Origin of the sequence: Aeromonas sp. 603404 (assembly GCF_049171775.1) — a bacterium.
Lineage (GTDB): Bacteria > Pseudomonadota > Gammaproteobacteria > Enterobacterales > Aeromonadaceae > Aeromonas > Aeromonas veronii_A.
This window is the reverse complement of sequence record NZ_JAAKPE010000001.1, coordinates 728,728-749,991: the sequence shown is the minus strand read 5'-3', so window position 1 is coordinate 749,991 and position 21,264 is coordinate 728,728. Positions and strand designations below refer to the sequence as shown.

Genomic DNA, 21,264 nt, shown 5'->3' with positions numbered 1-21,264 from the left:
TATGCATAGCAAAATTCTGGGTACTGGCAGCTACCTGCCGAGTTCAGTGCGTACCAACGCCGATCTCGAGCAGATGGTTGAGACCAGTGATGAGTGGATCGTGGAACGCACCGGTATCCGTGAGCGCCGTATTGCCGGGGCTGACGAAACCGTTGCCACCCTCTCTTACCAGGCCGCCCTGCGCGCCCTGGATGCAGCCGGTCTGACCGCTGCCGATCTCGATATGATAGTGCTGGCCACTACCAGTGCTGAAAATGCCTTCCCGGCTGCCGCGTGCGAGCTGCAGGGGCTGCTCGGCGTTCCGAGCATTCCTGCCTTTGACGTGGCTGCTGCTTGCGCAGGCTTCACCTACGCACTCTCCATTGCCGATCAGTTCGTCAAATCCGGCGCCGCCCGCCATGTGCTGGTCGTCGGGGCCGATGTACTCTCCCGCATGTGCGATCCACAAGATCGCGGCACCATCATCCTGTTTGGTGATGGGGCAGGGGCTGTGATTGTCGGTGCCAGCGAGACGCCGGGTATCCTCTCTACCCATCTTCATGCCGATGGCCGTTATGGCGAGCTGCTCAAGCTGCCGCACCCTCGTCGCGGCATGCCGGGTGCCGAGCTCGAAGCCTACATGTATATGAAGGGCAACGATGTCTTCAAGGTCGCGGTCACCCGTCTGAGCGAGATCGTAACCGAAACGCTGGCCGCTGCTGGCATCGAGCCGAGCGAGCTGGATTGGCTGGTGCCGCATCAGGCCAACTTCCGCATCATCAGCGCCACCGCCAAGAAGTTGGGTATGAGCCTCGATAAAGTGGTGCTGACCCTCGACAAGCACGGCAATACCTCTGCCGCTTCCGTTCCGGTCGCCTTCGATGAAGGGGTGCGGGATGGCCGGATCAAACCGGGTCAGCTGGTTCTGCTGGAAGCCTTTGGCGGCGGTTTTGCCTGGGGCTCTGCGCTGGTTCGCCTCTGATCTTCGGCGGGATGGTGCGCCCATCATCCCGTCATCGATTTCATTTTTGTCTTATCTAAAAGGAATCAATGATGACCCAATTTGCCATTGCCTTCCCGGGACAAGGTTCCCAGTCCGTAGGCATGCTGGCCGAGCTGGCCGAACAACATGCCGTGATCAAGGAGACCTTCGCCGAGGCGAGCCAGGTGCTGGGTTATGACCTGTTTGCCCTGGTGATGGATGGTCCGGTTGAAGATCTGAACAAAACCTGGCGCACCCAGCCTGCGCTGCTGACTGCCTCTGTCGCCCTGTGGCGCCTCTGGCAACAGCTGGGTGGGGCAACGCCTGCCATGATGGCGGGTCACAGCCTGGGTGAGTACTCGGCGCTGGTTTGCAGCGGCGCACTCGATTTTGCCGATGCGGTCAAACTGGTCGAGCTGCGTGGTCTGGCCATGCAGGAAGCGGTACCGGAAGGCACCGGGGCCATGGCGGCTATCATCGGTCTGGATAACGAATCCATCGCCGCCAACTGCGAAAAAGCGGCAGAAGGGCAGGTGGTCTCTCCGGTCAACTTCAACTCCCCGGGCCAGGTGGTTATCGCCGGTCACAAAGAGGCCGTTGAGCGCGCCAACGTGCTGATGAAAGAGTCGGGCGCCAAGCGTGCGCTGCCGCTGCCGGTCTCCGTGCCGTCTCACTGCGCGCTGATGAAACCTGCCGCAGAAAAACTGGCAGCTGCGCTGGACGGGATCGAGATCAAGGTTCCAACCATCGCGGTCATCAATAATGTCGACGTATCCTGTGAACAGGATCCGGCCGCCATCAAGCAAGCACTGGTTCGTCAGCTGTTCAGCCCGGTTCGTTGGACCGAGACTGTCGAGCGGATGGCCAATGAGGGGGTTACCCTCGAGATCGAGATGGGACCGGGCAAAGTGTTGACCGGGCTCGCCAAGCGTATCGACAAGCGCGTGGAAGGTATTCACGCCAACGATGCCGCCTCTTTCGAGCAGGCGCTGGCCCAGATCAAGTAAACAGGAGCAAGTGATGAGCTTTACCGATAAGGTTGTGTTGGTGACCGGTGCCAGTCGTGGCATCGGCCGTGCGATTGCCGAAACATTCGTGGCCCGTGGCGCGAAAGTGGTCGGTACGGCGACCAGCGAGAGCGGTGCCGAGGCGATCAGCGCCTATCTGGGCGAGAATGGTTGTGGCATGGCACTCAACGTGACCAGCCAAGAATCCATCGAAGCCGTCTTCGCCGCCATCAAGGCGCGCTTTGGCGACATCGACATCCTGATCAACAACGCAGGGATCACCCGTGACAACCTGTTGATGCGGATGAAAGATGACGAGTGGAACGAGATCATCGATACCAATCTGACCTCGCTTTACCGTCTGAGCAAACCGGTGTTGCGTGCCATGATGAAGAAACGTCACGGTCGCATCATCAGCATTGGCTCCGTGGTGGGAACCATGGGCAATGCCGGTCAGGTCAACTATGCTGCCGCCAAGGCCGGTCTGGTTGGTTTTACCAAATCGTTGGCGCGGGAAGTGGCATCCCGTGGTATCACAGTGAACGCGGTTGCTCCCGGTTTCATCGAAACCGACATGACCCGTGCCCTGAATGACGATCAACGTGCCGGCATCATGAGTCAGGTGCCTGCCGCCCGTTTGGGTGATCCAAAAGAAATTGCCGCAGCTGTGGTATTCTTGGCTTCTGATGAAGCAGCCTATATCACCGGCGAAACCCTGCATGTTAATGGCGGGATGTACATGGTGTAATCAATTTGTCGTAAGATCTGTTCAAATTTGCGATAGTACGCCGAAGTTTGGCACATTTCGTGGTTTGACCAGCGGCAAGCTACTTGCAAACTCACGTCAATTGAATAAACTACCCCAACCAGACGCAAATAGCGTATTTTTAAAGGAAAATTCAGGTCATGAGCAACATCGAAGAACGCGTAAAGAAAATCATCATCGAACAACTGGGTGTTAAAGAGGAAGACGTTAAGAACGCTGCCTCCTTCGTCGACGACCTGGGCGCTGACTCTTTGGATACCGTTGAACTGGTAATGGCGCTGGAAGAAGAATTCGATACCGAAATTCCTGATGAAGAAGCCGAGAAGATCACCACTGTTCAAGCGGCTATCGACTACATCACCGCTAATCAGGAATAAGTTCCTGTTCTGAAAGAAGCGGCCCAAGGGCCGCTTCTTTTGTATTTGTTCCTTTTCAAAACACCTCTCGGAGACTACCTCAGTGTCAAAACGCAGAGTCGTGGTGACCGGCTTGGGGATGCTTTCCCCGGTGGGTAACACTGCCGAATCCAGCTGGCAAGCACTGCTCAACGGGCAGAGCGGTATTTCCCTTATCGAACACTTTGATGCCAGCGAGTTTGCAACCCGCTTCGCGGGTCTGGTCAAAGATTTCGATCCCGAGCAGTACGGTATCAACCGTAAAGACGCTCGCAAGATGGATCTCTTCATTCAATACGGCATCGCGGCCGGTATGCAGGCGCTGGATGATTCCGGCCTGACCATCAATGAAGAGAATGCCGAACGTGTCGGCGTGGCCATTGGCTCCGGTATCGGCGGTCTGGGTCTGATTGAACAGAACCACGAAAGCTTGGTCAACGGCGGCCCACGCAAGATCAGTCCCTTCTTCGTTCCGTCCACCATCATCAATATGGTGTCCGGTCATCTTTCCATCATGAAAGGTCTGCAAGGGCCGAACATCGCTGTGACCACCGCCTGTACCACTGGTACCCATGCCATCGGTATGGCTGGCCGGATGATCGCTTACGGTGATGCCGATGTGATGGTCGCTGGCGGCGCCGAGAAAGCCTCCACCGCGATGGGGATGGGGGGGTTTGCTGCCGCCAAGGCACTCTCCAACCGCAACGACGAGCCGCAAAAAGCGAGCCGTCCGTGGGATAAGGATCGCGACGGTTTCGTGCTGGGTGACGGTGCCGGTGTACTGGTGCTGGAAGAGTACGAACACGCCAAGGCCCGTGGCGCCAAGATCTACGCCGAGCTGGTCGGTTTTGGCATGAGCGGTGACGCGTACCACATGACTGCGCCTCCTGCAGATGGCAACGGTGGTGCTCGCGCCATGAAAAATGCCATCAAGGATGCCGGCATTGCCCCCGAGCAGATTGGTTACATCAACGCGCACGGTACCTCCACCCCGCTGGGTGATGTGGCTGAACTGCGTGGCATGAAGTCGGTGTTTGGTGAGCACGCCAAATCTTTGATGATCAGTTCTACCAAGTCAATGACCGGTCACCTGCTTGGCGCCGCCGGTGCCATCGAGGCGATCATCACTGTGTTGGCCCTGCGTGATCAGGTGGCTCCGCCCACCATCAACCTCGACAACCCGGATGATGAGTGCGATCTGGATCTGGTACCCCATGTGGCCAAGCCAGGCAGCTTCGAGTTCGCCCTTTCCAACTCGTTTGGTTTTGGCGGCACCAATGGCTCACTGATCTTCAAACGCGTATAATTTGCCGCAGGGCAAAGACACAGGCCCGATACTGCCGGTATCGGGCCTTTTTTATCGGAGGGATCCCTTTGCTTATCAATGGAATGAAGCTTGATACCATCTCGGCCCATGATCGGGGGCTGGCCTATGCTGATGGTCACTTTACCACCATGGCGGTCAGGGAGGGTCGCGTGTTGCAGTGGCCTGCCCATCTGGCACGGTTGCAGCTGGCCAACAACCGGCTGGGGTTGGTTGAACCGGACTGGGAGCTCTTGACCCAGGAGGTTGAAGAGATGGTGGCCGAGCAACCACAATGCGTGGCCAAGGTGATCCTGACCCGCGGCGAGGGGGGGCGGGGCTATGACGGCAGCGGATGTCAGCACACAACCCGGATTGTCACTCTGGCGCCGTTTCCCACTCACTATGGCCAGTGGCAACAGGAGGGGATCGAGATGGTGGTGTGCCGCCAGCGGATCGGCGATGCCCCCATGCTGGCCGGGCTTAAAACCTTGAATCGTCTGGAGCAGGTATTGCTAAAAAGCGAACTTGTCAGCCGAAATGCAGTCGAAGGGATAGTGCTTAACAGTCGCGGTTTTCTCATTGAAGGGGTCAGTGCCAATCTGTTTTGGCGTCGGGGCAAGACGGTGTTTACGCCCGATCTCGCCCGCGGTGGTGTCGATGGCATCATGCGCCGCCAGGTGATGGCGATGTTGAAACAGATGAGTATTGAGTTGCGTGTGGTAGAGGCTCCGCTGGAGTCACTATGGCAGGCGGAAGAGGTGTGGCTCACCAATACCCTGATGGGGGTCGTGCCGGTCAATGGCATCGAGGATATCCATTATCCCCCAGCGGTATTGAGTCGCCGTTTACAGGAGCGTCTGGTCATTGAAGTTTAATCGGCTTTACACCCTGCTCGCGGGGGCGGCACTGACGGTAGCCGCTGCCGGGGGCTATGTACATTACAAATGGCAACAGGTAGAGACGCTCACCAACAAGGGGCCGACCCGGCTCTTTACGGTGGAGAAGGGCGCCCATGCGGCGCGCCTGATCGCTGAACTGGGTGAGGGGGAAACCAGCCCCTGGGCGGTGCGGCTCTGGCTGCGCAGCCATCCCGAACTGGTGGCCATCAAATCGGGCACCTATGAAATCAAGGAAGGGGCCCCTCTCAAGGAGACCCTTTCTCTGTTCGCATCGGGCAAGGAGTTTCACTTCAGCCTCACCTTCGTCGAAGGTTCCCGTTTCGAGGATTGGCAGAAGCAGCTCTCCAGCGCCCCATACCTTGAGCGATTGACTGTTGAGCAATCCGAAGCCGACTTGGCGCAGGAGCTCGGCATCGAGAATGGCAAGCTGGAGGGGTGGTTCCTGCCGGAAACGTACGCTTATACCACCCATGCCAGCGATCTCTCGATCTTGCGCCGCGCCCATCAGGATATGGAGACCTTCCTGCAGCAGAGCTGGGAAAAACGTCAGGCTAACCTGCCTTACAAAACGCCCTATGAGGCGTTGATCATGGCTTCCATCATCGAGAAAGAGACCGGCCAGCCGGACGAGCGGGCGCAGATCGCCTCCGTATTCGTCAACCGTCTGCGTCTGGGCATGAAGTTGCAAACCGATCCCACCGTCATTTACGGGGTGAAGGATCGCTTCGATGGCAACATTCGCCGCAGCGATCTGACCGACAAGAATCCCTACAACACCTATGTGATCGACGGCCTGCCGCCCACGCCTATTGCCATGCCGGGCAAGGCCTCCATCGAAGCTGCGCTTAACCCCAAATCGACCGACTATCTCTATTTTGTCGCCAAGGGGGGCGGTGCCCACTATTTCTCCAAGACCCTCGACGAACATAATCGGGCGGTTCGCGAATACATATTGAAGAAACCCTAATGTCTAAATTTATTGTGATCGAAGGATTGGAAGGGGCAGGGAAGAGCTCGGCCGTGCGTTATGTGACCGAATATCTGCAGCGCCACGGCATCAACCGGATCGAGTGCACCCGCGAGCCGGGTGGTACGCCACTGGCCGAGCGGATGCGGGCCATCGTCAAAGAGGTGCACGACGAGCGCCTCACCATCGAGGCGGAATTGCTGCTGATGTATGCCTCCCGGGTACAACTGGTGGAGACCCGCATCAAACCCGCACTGGCCGACGGTGTCTGGGTGGTGGGGGATCGCCACGATCTCTCCTCCCAGGCCTATCAAGGCGGTGGCCGTGGTATCGATGCCCAGCTTATCGGTGCTATCAAGCAGGCGGTGCTTGGCAACTTCAAGCCGGATCTCACCCTCTATCTAGATATCGATCCTGCCCTTGGCTTGCAGCGCGCTCGCCATCGCGGCGAGCTGGATCGCATCGAACTGGAGCAACTGAGCTTCTTCGAGCGTACCCGAACTCGTTATCTCGAACTGGCCGCCAAGGATGATTCCATTGTGGTGATCGATGCGGCGCGAACGCCGGAACAGGTCAAAACGTCCATTGAGTGTGCATTGGATCACTATCTGTCGAACGAGCCGCTATGTATCCCTGGCTGATCCCCGACTGGCATGCCCTGAGCCAGACGGCCCAGTCCGGTCGTCTCGGCCACGCCTGGTTGTTGCTAGGAGATCCCGGTCTTGGCAAGGAGCAACTGGCCGAGCGGCTGGCGCGTTTACACCTTTGCCAGCAACCGGATCGCGGAGAGCCGTGCGGTCAGTGCCACTCCTGCCAGCTGTTAGACAAGGGCAACCACCCGGATCTCGGCACCATCACCCGCGACAGCAAGACCATCGGGGTCGAGGCCATTCGCGAGATCTGCACCCGGCTGCAGGGCTCTGCCCAGCTTGGCCGTGGCAAGGTGGTGATCATTCCTGATGCGGAGCGGATGACCGAATCGGCGGCAAATGCCCTGCTGAAAACCCTGGAAGAGCCGGCCGGCGACAGCTTGCTGTTGCTGATCGCTTCCCAGGTTTCCCGGCTGCTTCCCACCATTCTCAGTCGCTGTCACAAACATGTCTGTCAGTTGCCTGCAGAAGGGGAGACAGTACGCTGGTTGGCCGAGCAGGGTCATCAGGCCACTCTGGCTCAGGTGCGGATCTGTCAGGGTGCCCCGCTGCGGGTACTCGACTATATCGAGCAGCAACAGGACGGTACTCGCCGCGAATTGCTGGAGCAGTTTGTCGCCCTGAGTCAAAGTCCGGTCAAGGCGACGGCACTGTGCAGCCAGCTGGGTCAGGAGATGCAGGTCAGGTTGCAGTGGTTGCAGCTCTTCTTGTGCGATGCTCTGAAAACCCAGGCCGGATGTGGTCACCATCAACTGGCAATGCCGGATCTGGCTATTTTGAGTCAACGGTTGGCGGAGCAGCACTCCAGCGAAAAACTGCTGGAGGCAGAACAAGATCTGGTTGCCCTGAAAGCGGCATGTCAGCCGGGTCAGCTCTCCAATCCCACCATCCATCTGATGAACTGGCTCAGTCGCTGGTTATAAGTACTGACAAGCAGAAAGGTTTTATATGTTACTCGTTGATTCCCACTGTCATCTCGATCGCCTCAGCTATGGCAGCAAGCAGACCAGCATAGCTGATGTACTGGCCAAGGCCGCGAAACTGGACGTGGGATATTTTCTCTGTGTCAGTGTGACTCAGGCACAGTTCCCGACCATGCTCGAGGCGATCGCGCCCTATCCCCAGGTGTTTGCCTCTTGCGGGGTACACCCGCTCAATCAGGAACGCGGTGTCGATGCCGAGTTGCTGCTCAAGCAAGCTGCCGATCCACGTGTGGTGGCCATCGGTGAGACCGGTCTCGATTACTTTTACTCGCCCGAGAACAAGGAAGTTCAGCAAGCCTCTTTCCGCGAACATATCCGGGTTGCTCGCGCGCTGAACAAGCCGCTGATCATCCACACTCGTGATGCCCAGCAAGATACCTTGCAGATCATGCGTGAAGAGGGCGCGGATCAGGTCGGCGGTGTGCTGCACTGCTTCACCGAATCCCTCGAGATGGCGCAAGCGGCGATGGCGATGGGGTTCTATATCTCAATCTCCGGGATCGCCACCTTCAAAAATGCGTCCGCCCTGCAAGAGGTGGTCAAGGCTCTGCCCCTCGACAGATTGCTGGTCGAGACCGACTCGCCCTATCTTGCCCCCGTACCGCATCGGGGGAGGGAGAACGAACCCGCCTTTGTGCGAGACGTTGCGCAGTTTATTGCTGACCTGCGTCATATTCCGCTCAATGAATTGGCAGAAGCCACCAGCCGGAATTTCTTTGAACTGTTCAAGCTGGCGAAAAAATAATCCCCAAGCCCCGTTATTCGGGGCTTTTTAATTTTCAAATACCAAGCTGATTACCCACCTGAATATCAACACCGAGCTGCGTTATCTCTCACTTCTTCCTTCAAATGTTACTTTTTCGTTTTTGCTAAACCGGGTCGAATGATATTCCTATGTTTCCTTTATTCAGCGTGGTCAATGGGTATTAAAATAGGATGCTCTAAGTATCGATAATATTCATTATCGATACTTGATGTGTGTGGAGGATCCTGTAAGATCCTATCAAACTTCATATGAATCATAGTGTTCCGTGGCATATCCATCCTTATCCAATCCGGCTCATCAGTCACTGCAGACTATTTTCGATGCACAGCTAAATAGTCGGGCACGCCGCTTTTTGCGCAGTGCAAAAGCGGATTCCACCCTCAATGCCTATCAGGCGGATACCCGTATTTTTGTCTTCTGGTGTCAATTACACGGGCTGGATCCGCTGCAAACGACCCATCACGACATCATGAATTTTCTCGCTGATCAAGCCGACGGCGTATTGGCCGACTGGGTATGGCTGGATAAAGAGGAGGGGAAGGGAGAACTGCGTAATGGCGAGCCTCGAAAACCAGCAACCCTGGTGAGACGGCTGGCGGGGATCCGTTATGCCTTCAAGCAGAAAGGCATTCACCCGATGCCGACCGAACATCCCGAAATAAAGGAGATGATGCGCGGTATTGTCAGGTTGGGGGATAACCGCAAGCACAAAACCGGTGCCCTGACGCTGCAGCCTTTGACCCAGGTGCTGGATGGCATCGACACCAGGGAGCTCGCGGGTTTGCGTGATCACACCCTGCTGCTCCTGATGTTCAGTGGTGCTTTGCGCCGCTCGGAAGCAGCCCGGATTGAGGTGAGCGATCTCGATTTTGTGGGGCAGGGGATCCGCCTTCGCCTCAAACCGAGCAAACATCAACTGCATGAAACCGAGATAGCCCTGATCCCGGGCAAGCACTATTGCCCCGTATCGGCACTGCAAAACTGGCTACACAAAAGTCGGATCAGCGAGGGGCCGCTGTTTCGGCGCATGAACCGCTGGGGTCAACTGATGGCCGAGCCACTCGGCCCCCAGGGCATCAATTTGATGATCAAACGCCGAACCGGCCAAACCATCGACGATCTTTACGTCAGTGGCCATAGCCTGCGGCGCGGATTTATCACCTCGGCGGTGACTGCCGGCAAGCCAATGAACAAGATCATCGAGGTAACGCGCCACAAGGATATGCGAACCCTGCAGGAGTACTTCGATGACGCCCATAAATTCTCCGATCATGCCCTTGATGGCTTGCTTTGACACAACTGCGTCACTTAGTTTTTTATGTTAAATGATATCTTGTTGATCTGATGATATATTTGTCGCGCAGCCAACAGCCCAAAGGGGAAGGGCATCTTCCAATGGATAATGGCATGTGATGAGAGATAACAAACTCAGAAATGTAATATCGCAAGGACATATGAGCCAAGAAATGACAGTGCGTGAAGTGCAAGAGGCGGGGCCCCAAAACAATGCCGAGCGGCAGCGCCAACATGTAAAACGCAAGCAGGAGACCCATACCCGGCTGCAATGCTGGATCAGCAATCGCCACGCCGAACGATTGGCCGCACTGGGTCTTCATCTCGAAGACAGTCAGGCATCACTCATCGAGCAGGCGATCGATCTGCTCTACCAACATGAGCTGGGTAGAGAACCTCCGTTTGAAAACAGAGTCGCCACACAGGTCGAAGAGACCGTCGAATAGAGCCAAGAGTGAAGTAACAGCGATACGTGAAGAGATAAAAAAAGCCAGGTACGAATTCCTTGTACCTGGCATAGGGGAATTGGCTCCTTGCAGAGCCGTGCGCTAACTGGTGTTCGGATTGCCTTAAGCTTAGACAAGGCTCAAGGCTTTTCAAGATCCGAAGAAAAGTTCAACCAGAGTGTGGGTATTTCAGACTCGTTCAAGTGCTGATGCACCGAACAACCCACTACGCATTGAACAGATTGTTGTCACGCACCAGCTCGCGGGGGAGGGCATTCTTGACCCGACTCCCCACCCATTTCCCCATGCCCAGGGTATGCCCCTGATAGCGGACGATCACCTCGCCAGTGCCCGCATCCTGTTCTGGCCAGACATCCCGCCCCATCATGAATTCCCGCGCATTGGCGCTATCCAGCTCGACCACGCCCTTGCTCGCTTTATCGCCATAGGCCAATGCCCACTCATGAGTGAGGCGATAACCTTTCTTGAAGGTCTCGGCCAACTTGATGCCGATGCGATCGAAGCGCAACTTGCCCTGCACCTGATCAAACCGCTGGGGGAAGAGCCAGATCTCGTCATTGCGGCCAAACAGCAGACCCTGTGGTGCCACCCCGAAGTTGGCTTCAATCTCGCGCAACATGGGTTCCGCCTCTTTGGTAGGAAGCGGCGCAAAGGGGAATTTACCCAGCTTGCCCGGCTTGAACATGGTGTTGGGAACCGAGTGATGCTTGCGCAATCTGGCGACGAAAAAGCCTTCACTGTCGAAGATCTGGGGCCAAACGTGCAGGTATCCCTCGGATGTGCAGGCCTGCTCTGCATGAGGGAACAGGTCTGCCAGCGAGTCAAAACTCAAGGCATCGCCAAACTTGTCCAGCAAGGATTGGCAAACCGCTTGGTTCTCCTGCTCACTCAAGGTGCAAGTGGAGTAGACCAGCACCCCCCCCGGTTTCAAGGCATGGAAGGCGCTCTCCAGCAACCCTTGTTGCACCGTCGCAATCTCGTCGATGCTCTCGATGCTCCAGTTGCGCAGCGCATCTTCATCCTTACGCACCGTACCTTCACCGGAGCAGGGGGCATCGAGCAGGATGGCATCGAAGGTCTCCGGCAACCACTGGCCAAATACCTTGGCATCAAAATGGGTCATCCCCACATTGGTCACGCCACAGCGCTGGATATTGGCGCTAAGCACTTTCAACCGGCTGCTGGAAAACTCGTTGGCAACCAGCATTCCCTGGTTGTTCATCAGGGCGGCTATCTGGGTGGTCTTGGAGCCGGGGGCCGCTGCAGCATCCAGCAACATGCCATCCGCTTTGATCTTGTCGCTGGCAAAGAGTGCCGTCACCGGCAGCATGGAGCTCGCTTCCTGAATGTAGAAGAGCCCGCTCAAGTGCTCGGCGGTATTGCCAAGGGGGACGGTTTCATCGCTGCGGGTCAGCCAGAAGCCGGTATCACACCAGGGGACAGGGTCAAGCTGCCAACCCAGTGGCTCCATCAGGGCGACGAAATCCGAGACGGCGATCTTCAAGGTATTGACCCGAATGCTGCGGCGCAGCGGACGTCGACAACTGGCCACAAACTCATCCATCGAGAGATGGGCCGGCATGATGGCCGCAATGTGGCGTAAAAAGTAATCGGGAAGGAAGGTGTTGTCGTGCACTGTGCCGTCTCGTTGACCGAAAAAGAGGGGCGATATCCTACCACAAGGCTAAGAATATTCTGAATCTGAACCCTATCAACAGGCACCGGAATATAAAAAAGCCCGGCACTGTGCCGGGCTTGGATGAGGTACGTAAAGGGAAGAGATCAGGGCTGGATACGAGGGCTCCACTCCAGCCACTCTTTCTCGGCCTTGCCGTAGAGCGGATAGCTGTGTCCTGCCTTGACGGTTGGCCCCATCTCTTTCTCCGGCGTATTGAAAGCAATGCCGCCGGCCAGCAGGCTCTGTACTGTCTCGACCTCTATGGTACCCCCGGTCAGGCCGATATCCGCCTTGACCCCGGAGACATTCCAGAAACGGGAGTTGGCCCGCACCAAATGGGCATACTCCTGATCCACGTTAACGTCGATCACCACCTCGCTACCATCCCGAGCCAGCGCCACCTTGGTGACACTGCCCACCACCATCTTGCGAAACAGTAGCGGACTGCCAATGCTCAGGCCATTGACGGAGGGGCTCTTGAGGGTCAGGGCCAGACCCACCGGGCCGACCTGACTCAAGGGGAAGCGATCTTTGCCTGCGCCTTTACCGGGTTGTGCTTCTACAAACGCCCCCTTGATCAGGGTATCGAGGTGCGCAACCCCGCCTAATCCCAGCTTGGCTTGCACCAGAGTAAAGCGGGCGCCGGACTGCAGGAAACGCTCGGCATAGTGGCCATCGAGTTCCGCCTTGAAGATCACCTGACCCAGAGACGGCTCCAGCTCGATCTCTTCAATTTTGCCGATATCGACCCCACGATAGCGGATCGGGCTGCCAATCCCGAGCCCCGGATTACTCTCTGCTACCAGTGACAGCTGGCGCACCTTGGCCTTGGCTTGCTCCCTGGAGTCGAACAGTTGATGACTGCTACGGCCATTGGCCAACCGATCGAACTCGATGGCACCGCGCAGCAGGGTAGCGAGGTTACCCACCTTGACTTGCACCCCATCGACCCGCACCTTGGTGTCGATGGCCGGTTTTTTCCAGAATTGGGGTTGTTGGGCGAGGAGGGGAGCATAGACTCCATCAATCTCGAGTTCGATCTCGACCCCCTCTTTGGCGGCGCGCAGCTGTTTGACCATGCCCGCTTCCAGCCCCAGATAGAGCACAGGCGAGCCAATGCCAATGCCATCGGCCTGATCTGCCTTGAGCAACCAGCGCTGGGGCTTGGCATCACGGGTACCGAGCAGTGCCAGCTCCTGACTGGGGTAGAGACGGTTAATCCGCTCGCCACTGCTGGCTTGTACCAGCTTGATCCCGCCCCCCAACCAGGCACTGGCCGGACTGGTTTCTACTTTGATGCCGCTCAGATCGGCATCGATCTGCAACGGGGTGGCGCGATAGAAGCGGGCACGGTTGAGCAGATGACCATAGTTCGGCGCCATCACCAGCTCGACGCTGGCATTGCCGCGCGCATCCAGGGTGAGCTGGCTGATACGGCCCACCTGCAATCCCTTGTACCAGACAGGTGCATCCTGATTGAGCCCCGCCAGATCGTCAGCCTGCAGCGTCACCTTGGTGCCGCTCTGGGGCGCGCGATCGGTCAGGGTCATCTTCTGTACCGGTTTGCCCGCTACATAGTCGAGGCGAATGGCCGGGCCGGAGAGCAGGCGATCTGCATGCTGCACGCCGGTCGCGGAGAGGGAGACGCTCTCCCACACCAGTTGACTCTTGTCGGTAATGCGATAAGCCTGCTCCGGGTTGATCAGCGCTGTGACCACACGGCCTTTGTCGGTGAGGCGAATGGGGTCGATACGACCGATCTCGATCCCCTCATAGAGGATGGGCATCCCCTCCTTGACCGGGAGATCACCAGCCGCAATGTCGATACGCGCACCGCGCGCTGCTTCCGCCAGCCCTTTATAGAGGACGAAAGTCTGTCCCTTCTCCGGCTCCGGTGAATCTTTGGGCGAGTCAAAGGCAATGCCGCCGCTCAGAATGGAGGTGAGGCTGCCGGCCTCCACGCTGACGCCAGCCAGACTGAAGGAGCCCTTGATGCCACTGATGTTCCAGAAGCGGGTATCGGCTTTGACCAGATGTTCGAAACGCGGCTCGATCACCAGATCCAGAATGACGTTCTGGTTGTCCTGACCCAGGCGCGTATTGATGACGCTGCCAACCTCGATACCGCGGAAATAGAGCTTGGCGCCAATCCCCACCGACCCCAGCGAATCGGCGGTCAGGTGCAGCATGCGACCCTGAGCCTGATAGCCGGGAGGAGGGCCCTCCAGTGCATCGAAGGTCTCCTCCAGCGGATTGCTTTCACGCCCCGGTTGCAGGTTTATGTAGTTGCCGGAGACCAGGGTATCAAGGCCGGAGATCTCGGTGAGCGACGCCTTGGGGCTCACCAGCCAGAAGTCGGATCCCTTGCGGATCAGCGGTCTGGCACGGCTGTCAATCTTGGCCATCACCGCAATCTTGCGGCCATCTTCAGCCAGCTCCAGCTCTTGCACCACGCCGATGGCCACCCCCTGATAACGAATCTGGGTTTTGCCCGGCAAGATGCCGTTGCCCTGGGCGAAGTTGATCTGGATAAGCTGGCCACGGCTCAATACCTGCTGATAGAGAAAGCCACCTGCCAGCAGCAGGGCTATCAGGGGTAACAGCCAGACCGGCGATAACCAGCGACGCTTTTCGATGACGGGTTCAGCCCCGATCATAGTGACTCCTTATTGGCTGGATTAAACAGCACATCAGACAAAAACAGAGAAATCATCAACGGGCCGCCTTGTCCCACAGTAAACGGGTATCGAGCATGCGGGCCGACATCATGGTCAGCACCACCACACCGGCAAAGGCGGTGGCCCCCGGGCCTGCGCGGACACTCAGCAGCACACCCCGATCGACCAGTGCCACCATCAGCGAAATCACGAACAAGTCCAGCATTGACCAGCGACCGATAAAATCGATCACCCGATACATCACTAGCTGGCGCTTGCGCCGCACCGGCTTGGCCCGCTGCAACTGCCAGCAGATCCAGCCCAACCCCAATATCTTGCCCACGGGTACCAGTATGCTGGCGGTGAGGACTATGGTGGCAATCACGCTCATCTTGCTGCGATAGAGCATCATGATACCGCTGAAGATGGTATCTGACTGCAGTAACCCCTTGTTGTAGAAATGGGTAATGGGCAACAGATTGGCAGGCAGCAACATGAAGGTGGCGAGCGCCAGCAAGCCCCACGACCAGGCGAGGGAGCGGGGAATTCGCACCTGCAATTTGCTGCTGCAACGGGGGCAGACTGCCCCGGCTTGATAGCGCACCAACAAACCACAGGTATGGCAGCGGCAGAGTCCCATCTCACGGGCGCTGGTCATGTTCCGGCTCCTTTAACGGGATCCGCGCCCAGTAGGGGGCGGGGTCAAACAGGATCAGCAGGGTCATGTTGAGCAGCATCAAAATACCGAGGCTGAGCAACCCGCCACCGAGGCGCACATCGGCGATGTCGATCAGTTTGAACAGGGCAACCAGCAGGCTGACGATATAGACCTCCAGCATGGCCCAGTGGCGAAACACCTCGACCAGCTTCAAGGTGACGGGAAGAATGTGCCAACGTTTGGCCAGACCCGAAGCCAGCACAAAGATCCCCGCCAATAATCCTACCGGTGCCAGTACGGCGCACCAAAGCACCAAAGAGGCCACCCAAAACTCACTTTCGCCAAACAGCACCAGGATACCGCGCAGCAGGTCGGCGTCGGTGTTGACCCCAGCCAGCCGCAGATAGATCAGCGGTTCAAAAAAGGCGGAGGGTAGCAGCAGAAATCCGGTGATGGTCAGGGCCATCAACTGGGAGGGACGAAAGGCATAACGGCCATAGAGATGTTGGTGACAACGCGGGCAGTGGGCATGGCGACGCAGCGGCAGTGCTTTGCGCTGGATCAGCAAGTCGCACGCCGGACAGACAATTACGGAACCGGGCTCCATCATACAATTCAACCTGTTGAAGGAATTGGTGAAATTTACCCTAAAACCGGTTTCCTGTCTTGCCTGCAGCCGGAATGTTACGAAAGTATAATTGACGTTAACGTAAACGTGATATTAGATAGCCAGACTAGACAGGTGAAAGGAGTCATGATGTCCAGTTTGTCCCCCTCGGCAGGCCTGCGCTTTCGCACCGCTCTTGCCAATGAACATCCCCTGCAGATCGTCGGCACCATCAATGCCTACATGGCGCTGATGGCCGAACGCAGCGGCTTTCAAGCTCTTTATCTCTCCGGCGCCGGAGTAGCCAATGCCTCCTATGGCTTGCCGGATCTCGGTATGACCTCCCTCAACGACGTGCTGATCGATGCCGAACGGATCACAGCGGCGACCCGTGTGCCGCTGCTGGTCGATATCGACACCGGCTGGGGCGGGGCATTCAATATCGCCCGCACCATTCGCGCGTTCGAGCGGGCCGGGGTTGCCGCCGTCCATATGGAAGATCAGGTGGCTCAGAAGCGTTGTGGTCATCGCCCCAACAAGGCGGTGGTCACGCTTGAGGAGATGTGCGATCGCATCAAGGCAGCGGTGGATGCCCGCGAGAATAGCGAGTTCGTCATCATGGCCCGCACCGATGCACTGGCGGTGGAGGGGATGGAGTCTGCTCTTGAGCGCACCGCCGCCTATGTGGCCGCCGGTGCCGACATGATCTTCGCCGAGGCGGTGACCGAACTGGCCCAGTACGACCAGTTCAAGCAGGCGGCCAAAGTGCCGATCCTCGCCAACATGACCGAGTTCGGCAAAACCGAACTGTTTGACAAAGAGCAACTGGCCGCCCACGGGGTCGACATGGTGCTCTACCCCTTGAGTGCCAACCGGGCCGCCAATCAGGCCGCCCTCAACGTCTATCAACATATTCGCCAGGATGGCCATCAGCGCGCTGTCGTGGAGACCATGCAGACCCGGGAGTCACTCTACGACTTCCTCGGATATCACCACTACGAGCAGACACTGGATCGTCTGTTTACAGCCAAGGAATAGGAGGCAGCTTATGGGACAGCAAAAACCGTTGGGCGGGGCCGGTCTGCGCGGCCAAAGCGCAGGGGAGACCAGTATCTGCACCGTGGGCAAGAGTGGCACCGGTCTTACCTATCGCGGTTACGACATCAAGGAGCTGGCCGATAGCGCCCAGTTCGAGGAGGTCGCCTATCTGCTGCTCAAGGGGGAGTTGCCCGGTGAGCAGCAGCTTGACGCCTACAAGCGCGAGCTGCGTCGCCTGCGCACCTTGCCCCAGCCGCTATTGGAGGTACTGGAGCGCATTCCCGCCGATGCCCACCCCATGGATGTGCTGCGCACCGGCTGCTCCATGCTCGGCGATCTGGAGCCGGAAGATGGCTTCGAGCATGAACATGAAGTGGCGGATCGGCTGCTGGCCGCCTTCCCGGGCATTCTGATCTACTGGTACAAGTTCAGTCACGAGGGAATTCGCATCGCCCTCGATACCGATGAAGAGTGTATCGGTGGCCATTTCCTCGCACTGCTGCACCAGAAAGCGCCGAGCGAGCTGGAGCGCCGAGTGATGCATGTCTCCCTCATCCTCTACGCCGAGCATGAGTTCAACGCCTCCACCTTTGCTGCGCGAGTCTGCGCCTCGACCCTTTCCGATATGTTCTCCTGTATCACTGCCGCCATCGGCACCTTGCGCGGCCCGCTCCACGGCGGCGCCAACGAGGCGGCCATGGCGATGATCGAACATTGGCAAGACGAGACGCAGGCAAGGCGCGAACTGCTGGCAAAGCTGGCGGCCAAGGAGAAGATCATGGGCTTTGGCCACGCAATCTACCGCACGTCTGATCCGCGCAACGTCATCATCAAGGAGTGGTCGGCCAAGCTCGCCGAGGCTGTGGGCGATGATCGCCTCTACCGCGTCTCCTGCGAGGCGGAGAAGGTGATGTGGGAGGAGAAAGAGCTCTTTCCCAACGCCGACTTCTTCCATGCCAGCGCCTATCACTACATGGGGATCCCGACCAAGCTGTTCACCCCCATCTTCGTCTGCTCGCGGGTCACCGGCTGGTGCGCCCACGTGATGGAGCAGCGCGAGCACAACCGGATCATCCGTCCGAGCGCCGATTATGTCGGCCCGGCCCCCCGTCACTTTGTCTCTCTACAACAACGATAAGGAAGTCACGATGTCCGCCAACGTCGACGTCAACCACAGACCAGACCCCGATCAGGTGCTGGTCGATATTGCCGATTATGTCTGCAACCACCCCATTACCAGCGAGGCGGCTCTCGACACCGCCCGCTACTGCCTGATGGATACGCTGGGCTGTGGCCTCTTGGCCCTGCGCTTTCCCGAGTGCACCAAACACCTTGGCCCCATCGTACCCGGCACCCTCGTACCCCACGGCGCCCGGGTGCCCGGTACCCAGCTCTGCCTCGATCCGGTCAAGGCGGCCTGGGATATCGGCGCCATCATACGTTGGCTCGACTACAACGACACCTGGCTGGCCGCCGAGTGGGGTCACCCATCCGACAATCTGGGCGGCATTCTGGCCACCGCCGACTGGCTCTCCCGTACTCGCGTGGCAGAGGGCAAGGCACCGCTCACCATGAGCGATGTGCTGATGGCCATGGTCAAAGCCCACGAAATTCAGGGGGTGCTGGCGCTGGAGAACTCCTTCAACCGGGTCGGTCTCGATCACGTGGTGCTGGTCAAGGTCGCCAGCACCGCCGTGGTGACTCACATGCTGGGTGGCACCCGTGATCAGGTGATCGATGCGGTCTCCCAGGCCTGGGTCGATGGCCAGAGCCTGCGCACCTACCGTCATGCCCCCAATGCAGGGTCGCGCAAGAGCTGGGCGGCAGGGGATGCCACCTCTCGCGCAGTGCGCCTCGCCCTTATCACCATGAGCGGCGAGATGGGCTATCCCGGCGTACTGAGCGCCCCCAAGTGGGGCTTCTACGATGTGCTGTTCAAGGGCAACCAGTTCGCCCTGCATCAGGGGTACGGCAGCTATGTGATGGAGAACGTGCTGTTCAAGATCTCCTATCCCGCCGAGTTCCATGCCCAGACCGCGGTTGAGTGCGCCATGAAGCTACATGGGCAGGTGAAGGGGCGGCTCGACGAAATCGACCGTATCGAGCTCACCACCCATGAGTCGGCCATTCGCATCATCAGCAAGGTCGGCGCCCTCAACAACCCGGCCGATCGGGATCACTGCCTGCAGTACATGGTGGCGGTGCCACTCATCTTCGGTCGCCTTATCGCCGAGGATTACGAGGATGACGTGGCTGCCGACCCTCGCATCGACGCGCTACGCGACAAGATGGTGGTACAGGAGGACAAACGCTACAGCCGCGAATATCTGGAGGCGGACAAGCGCTCCATTGCCAACGCCATCCAGATCTTCTTCAAGGACGGCACTCATACCGCCAAGGTGGAGGTGGAGTACCCGGTCGGCCATCGTCGCCGTCGGGAGGAGGGGATCCCGCTGCTGGTGGAAAAATTCCAGCACAATCTGGCGACTCGCTTCCCGGCCAAACGGGTCAACGATATTCTGGCCCTCTGTCAGGATGGGCCGCGCCTTGCCGCCACCCCGGTACACGCCTTTATGGATCTGCTGGTGATCTGACCGGTCTTGTATTGGGCTACATATCGGCAAACAGTGATAAACGAAAAGCGGGCTCATCGGCCCGCTTTGTTATTCTGGCGGCTTATCCCTCGATAAGCCTTACCCCAGCGCACTGCTGTCGCCGTTAAAGAGCGCCGTCATGATGGCCGTCTCACGACTGGCGATGGTCTCGAGAAACTCGTTGGCACGCCCCATCTGATGGCAGACCCGATAACCCCGCTCGACAAAGGAGAAAAGCTCGCCAAGCCCCGCCAGATGGGCGGGACCTGACACCAGTTTGAGGGTTGCCCCCAGCAGCGGTTTTCTCGCCAGCCTGTCCAGCGTCATCCCAAGCTCGCTCACCAGCGCAATCTGATGTTCCCGGCGCGCCTGTTCACCCACGGCACGATAGGCGATGGTGTAGTGGTCTGGCGTGATGGGATCAATGCCATCAATGCGCCGCAGCGCCACCACCATCAGGTAGTCCAGCTCTTCGGAGAGGGCATCAAGCTCGATCGCCTGCGCCAGCACCTTGAGGCCGGACTCCGGCAACAGCCGCTCGGCGGTTGGCATCACCCGCATCACGTCCGCATCGCGGCGGGCGCAATCCCCGGGGCCATAGAGATCTGTCAGGAAAAACTCGGCCGCCGGACCGTAGCGGTCACTCTCCAGCAGATCTCGATGGGTTCGCCCCAACCGGTCGGCCTGCCACTGGCGTAGCCGATCCCGATCCTGCTGATCTTCCGGGTGGGCACGCATCTGCTCGCGCAAGGCTGCAACCCGCTTGAGCTGGCGGTAGAGCCGACCCAGGGTGCTATCGTCGTCGTGGGCATGTTCTTGATGCGTCATCTACAGCTCTCTGGCCTTGGGCCCATTGATGGGGATTCGGTGATACGAAGATACAAGTGAATGAAAAACAAGCAGCTTTTGCTGACCGTTCCGTGACAAGTGTAGCGCGCACGGGGGAGGGAATAAATGCCATGTCCCGCTGATGGCCTGCATCCCTCTCGACTCTGTTAAGTGAGTCCCATTTATGTGAACCATCCTTTCATTTGTTGTGAACATGTGTTTAATATCAATAACTAACTTATGACCCAGAGTAACGACCATGTTCTTCAACTCGCTCGCTGGCAGCAGCGCACTCTCTACCATCCAGATCAGCCGTCAGCATCCGCTGGGATTGGCAGCCGCCCGGATCGCGGCCGAAGCCATCGCTGCGGACATGAGCGAGAGCTATCAACTCGATTGCGAATGGGCAGATGAAGAGGAGACCGAGCTTCGTTTTCGCGGCACAGGGGTACATGGCACTCTCACCCTGGACGAAGATACCCTGGAACTGGAAGTGCATCTTGGTTTGATGCTGTTGCCGGTACGCAGCGTACTGGAGCAAGAGATCCTCGATTATGTCGACAATCGCTTACCTTGCCCCAAACGTGTTTGAAACTCTTCGTTGCACTGGTTTTAAATAAACCAGCTGTAAACGATGGCTGTTTGAAATAAGTTGGCAAGCCATATGGTTTGTCAGATTTATTATCCGGCGAGGCCTTGATTCTATTTGTCAGTAATCTTTCATCTTTATTTCATATTTTCGAG

Annotated in this window: 21 protein-coding genes; 16 read left to right on the top strand and 5 right to left on the bottom strand. The window is 58.0% G+C overall.

Annotation, left to right across the window (positions count from 1 at the left end; translation table 11 throughout):
- Position 1: 1 nt before the first annotated feature.
- From G5306_RS03270 to G5306_RS03215, 12 genes are all read left to right on the top strand, one after another.
- Positions 2-961 carry a beta-ketoacyl-ACP synthase III gene (locus G5306_RS03270; RefSeq protein ID WP_421312377.1) on the top strand — a complete coding sequence of 320 codons (960 nt, stop codon included), beginning with the start codon at positions 2-4 and terminating at the stop codon, positions 959-961.
- Positions 962-1,032: 71 nt separating this feature from the next.
- The gene (fabD, locus tag G5306_RS03265) at positions 1,033-1,968 is read left to right on the top strand and encodes an ACP S-malonyltransferase (protein ID WP_255912249.1); all 936 of its coding nucleotides are present in this window, start codon (positions 1,033-1,035) and stop codon (positions 1,966-1,968) included.
- 13 nt (positions 1,969-1,981) lie between these two features.
- Positions 1,982-2,716, top strand: coding sequence for a 3-oxoacyl-ACP reductase FabG (gene fabG / locus G5306_RS03260; protein WP_005333159.1), 735 nt, complete (start codon positions 1,982-1,984; stop codon positions 2,714-2,716).
- A gap of 158 nt (positions 2,717-2,874) precedes the next feature.
- On the top strand, positions 2,875-3,111 hold the full coding sequence (acpP, locus tag G5306_RS03255) for an acyl carrier protein (RefSeq protein WP_005300909.1): 237 nt from the start codon (positions 2,875-2,877) through the stop codon (positions 3,109-3,111).
- Positions 3,112-3,193: 82 nt separating this feature from the next.
- Positions 3,194-4,435, top strand: coding sequence for a beta-ketoacyl-ACP synthase II (gene fabF / locus G5306_RS03250; RefSeq protein WP_139459412.1), 1,242 nt, complete (start codon positions 3,194-3,196; stop codon positions 4,433-4,435).
- Between the two features lie 68 nt (positions 4,436-4,503).
- Positions 4,504-5,310: an aminodeoxychorismate lyase gene (gene pabC, locus G5306_RS03245; protein WP_421312376.1), complete on the top strand. Its 807-nt coding sequence runs from the start codon at positions 4,504-4,506 to the stop codon at positions 5,308-5,310.
- Complete coding sequence (gene mltG, locus G5306_RS03240) at positions 5,300-6,301, top strand: endolytic transglycosylase MltG (protein WP_162632596.1); 1,002 nt, start codon at positions 5,300-5,302, stop codon at positions 6,299-6,301. The genes pabC and mltG overlap by 11 nt, the downstream gene beginning before the upstream one ends.
- The gene (gene tmk, locus G5306_RS03235) at positions 6,301-6,942 is read left to right on the top strand and encodes a dTMP kinase (protein ID WP_236280478.1); all 642 of its coding nucleotides are present in this window, start codon (positions 6,301-6,303) and stop codon (positions 6,940-6,942) included. The genes mltG and tmk overlap by 1 nt, the downstream gene beginning before the upstream one ends.
- Positions 6,927-7,874: a DNA polymerase III subunit delta' gene (gene holB, locus G5306_RS03230; protein WP_421312375.1), complete on the top strand. Its 948-nt coding sequence runs from the start codon at positions 6,927-6,929 to the stop codon at positions 7,872-7,874. The genes tmk and holB overlap by 16 nt, the downstream gene beginning before the upstream one ends.
- Positions 7,875-7,899: 25 nt before the next feature.
- A complete protein-coding gene (locus tag G5306_RS03225; protein WP_421312374.1) occupies positions 7,900-8,679 on the top strand; it encodes a TatD family hydrolase in 780 nt (259 codons plus the stop codon).
- A gap of 286 nt (positions 8,680-8,965) precedes the next feature.
- The gene (locus tag G5306_RS03220) at positions 8,966-9,994 is read left to right on the top strand and encodes a tyrosine-type recombinase/integrase (protein ID WP_337072244.1); all 1,029 of its coding nucleotides are present in this window, start codon (positions 8,966-8,968) and stop codon (positions 9,992-9,994) included.
- A 172-nt stretch (positions 9,995-10,166) separates the two neighbouring features.
- Positions 10,167-10,439: a RepB family protein gene (locus G5306_RS03215; RefSeq protein WP_323935252.1), complete on the top strand. Its 273-nt coding sequence runs from the start codon at positions 10,167-10,169 to the stop codon at positions 10,437-10,439.
- 226 nt (positions 10,440-10,665) lie between these two features.
- Here the strand turns inward: G5306_RS03215 and rsmF are convergent, their stop codons facing one another.
- From rsmF to G5306_RS03195, 4 genes are all read right to left on the bottom strand, one after another.
- Positions 10,666-12,096: a 16S rRNA (cytosine(1407)-C(5))-methyltransferase RsmF gene (rsmF, locus tag G5306_RS03210; RefSeq protein WP_268011495.1), complete on the bottom strand. Its 1,431-nt coding sequence runs from the start codon at positions 12,094-12,096 to the stop codon at positions 10,666-10,668.
- A gap of 146 nt (positions 12,097-12,242) precedes the next feature.
- On the bottom strand, positions 12,243-14,795 hold the full coding sequence (locus tag G5306_RS03205; protein ID WP_421221743.1) for an MlaD family protein: 2,553 nt from the start codon (positions 14,793-14,795) through the stop codon (positions 12,243-12,245).
- Between the two features lie 55 nt (positions 14,796-14,850).
- Positions 14,851-15,453 carry a paraquat-inducible protein A gene (locus G5306_RS03200; RefSeq protein WP_421312372.1) on the bottom strand — a complete coding sequence of 201 codons (603 nt, stop codon included), beginning with the start codon at positions 15,451-15,453 and terminating at the stop codon, positions 14,851-14,853.
- Entirely contained in the window at positions 15,437-16,063 is a 627-nt protein-coding gene (locus G5306_RS03195) for a paraquat-inducible protein A (RefSeq protein WP_069526833.1), read from the bottom strand. Before G5306_RS03195 ends, G5306_RS03200 begins: the two co-directional genes overlap by 17 nt.
- A gap of 147 nt (positions 16,064-16,210) precedes the next feature.
- Here G5306_RS03195 and prpB point away from each other — a divergent pair, with 147 nt between their 5' ends.
- The 3 genes from prpB to G5306_RS03180 are packed head-to-tail and all read left to right on the top strand — an operon-like array spanning position 16,211 to position 19,692.
- Positions 16,211-17,098, top strand: coding sequence for a methylisocitrate lyase (prpB, locus tag G5306_RS03190; RefSeq protein WP_019446406.1), 888 nt, complete (start codon positions 16,211-16,213; stop codon positions 17,096-17,098).
- 10 nt (positions 17,099-17,108) lie between these two features.
- The gene (gene prpC / locus G5306_RS03185; protein ID WP_201914712.1) at positions 17,109-18,236 is read left to right on the top strand and encodes a bifunctional 2-methylcitrate synthase/citrate synthase; all 1,128 of its coding nucleotides are present in this window, start codon (positions 17,109-17,111) and stop codon (positions 18,234-18,236) included.
- Between the two features lie 10 nt (positions 18,237-18,246).
- On the top strand, positions 18,247-19,692 hold the full coding sequence (locus G5306_RS03180; protein WP_421221746.1) for a bifunctional 2-methylcitrate dehydratase/aconitate hydratase: 1,446 nt from the start codon (positions 18,247-18,249) through the stop codon (positions 19,690-19,692).
- A gap of 99 nt (positions 19,693-19,791) precedes the next feature.
- Here G5306_RS03180 and G5306_RS03175 read toward each other — a convergent pair whose 3' ends face one another.
- Positions 19,792-20,520: an FFLEELY motif protein gene (locus tag G5306_RS03175; RefSeq protein ID WP_158112619.1), complete on the bottom strand. Its 729-nt coding sequence runs from the start codon at positions 20,518-20,520 to the stop codon at positions 19,792-19,794.
- Positions 20,521-20,779: 259 nt separating this feature from the next.
- Between G5306_RS03175 and G5306_RS03170 the strand changes: the two genes are divergently transcribed.
- Positions 20,780-21,112, top strand: coding sequence for a polyhydroxyalkanoic acid system family protein (locus G5306_RS03170; protein WP_042055042.1), 333 nt, complete (start codon positions 20,780-20,782; stop codon positions 21,110-21,112).
- The last annotated feature ends 152 nt before the right edge of the window (positions 21,113-21,264 follow it).